The following is a 1,393-nucleotide window of genomic DNA, read 5'->3' as shown; positions in this document are numbered from 1 at the left end:
TACCAATTCCGCCATCTGGGCTTCGTCAGCTCGCTTGCTGCTTGCTCGCTACGAAGAAGCAAGATTATGCCGAGGGGCTTACATACTGTCAAGCGATTTGCGGCAAAAAATGATAAATCGGGGGGGCGACCTACCTGATCGGGGGCGCCGCCACGTTAGGCGGCGTGGCCCATATGCTCCGAGCGAATCATGTCGATCAAATGGCGCAATCCCGGAAGCGTTTGACGTCGGCTCGGGTAATACATCGACAGGGGCGGCCCGTCGACGGCCCAGTCCGTCAACACGGCTTCGAGCGTGCCGCTGGACAGTGCCTGCGACACGTTTCGCTCCAACACGTAGGCCAACCCCAGGCCGCCCGTTGCCGCCGCAATCACGCCGTCGCTCTCGTTGATGCTAAGCGCCCCCGGCACATCCAGTTCGATCGCCGTTGGCCCATTGCCCAGCTCCCACTTGTAGAGCGTGTTGTCGCCCAGGCGCATCCGGATGCAATTGTGCGACATCAGATCCTGCGGCACCTTCGGTCGGCCATGCCGCGCGAGGTACGCGGGCGACCCGACCACGATCCACTTCAGCGCGCGCGTGAGCGGCGTTGCGATCATGTCGCCCGGCACCGTGTCGCCATACCGCATCCCGGCGTCGAAACCTTCCGCCACGATGTCGAGCATCCGATCGTCCACCGTGACATCCAATTCGATGTCCGGATACGACGCCACGAATCGCGGCAGAATCGGATCCAGCAGCAACCGCGCCGCATCGCGCGGCACATTCAGTCGCAAACGCCCGGCCGGCGACGCACGGTAGCGGTCCAATGCGCCAATGGCCGAGGCAATCTGCTCGAGGCCCTGTTCCAGCTCCTTCGCCAGTGCGGCGCCCGCGGCCGTTGGCGACACGGAGCGACTTGTGCGGTTCAGCAACTTCACGCCCAGGCGCGCTTCCAGATTGCGCATCGCGTGACTCAGGGCCGAGGTCGTTACCCCCAGTTCGGTGGCGGCCTCCCGAAAACTCTGCCGGCGGCAGATCGTGACAAAGACGTTCAAATCGGCAAGCTCACCGCGAGTGAAGGCAGGCATGTCATTCCCAACAAGTATCAAGCAACCGAAATCGAATACGCGCTACACGCGCGGCACGCCCAACCCCTTGGATGGCCGTTGAGCAATATTCAATTTTTTATGAGGCAAATTCTACCGATTTCGCTCGACGTCTGGACGGAGGGCGCGTGTGGCGTGACGCGCGCGCGACATGTTTTGCGAATCGCTCGCGCGGTGACGCACATCGTGCTCGGTCTCCGATCGATCGGCATCGATGGTTGGCAGTGCGCTGTACCGGCGTCGGCGCTCGGGAAGGGAGGGGGGGGCGGACGGTGGGCGAGCGCGCATGAAAAAAGCCGATGATC

General features: G+C 62.7%; 1 protein-coding gene. It reads right to left on the bottom strand.

Translation table 11 applies throughout. The features are described 5' to 3' along the window. Window positions 1–155: 155 nt before the first annotated feature. The gene (locus A985_RS0103450) at window positions 156–1,070 is read right to left on the bottom strand and encodes a LysR family transcriptional regulator (protein WP_017232019.1); all 915 of its coding nucleotides are present in this window, start codon (window positions 1,068–1,070) and stop codon (window positions 156–158) included. Window positions 1,071–1,393 lie beyond the last annotated feature (323 nt).

This window comes from Pandoraea sp. B-6 (genome assembly GCF_000282835.1).
Taxonomy (GTDB): Bacteria; Pseudomonadota; Gammaproteobacteria; order Burkholderiales; family Burkholderiaceae; genus Pandoraea; species Pandoraea cepalis.
Note: the sequence above shows the minus strand (reverse complement) of the source record. Positions and strands in the feature narration are given on the sequence as shown.

Coding starts and splice junctions, on each gene's coding strand:
- A985_RS0103450 (WP_017232019.1), bottom strand. CDS start 1,070: ATGCCTGCCTTCACTCGCGGTGAGCTTGCCGATTTGAACGTCTTTGTC.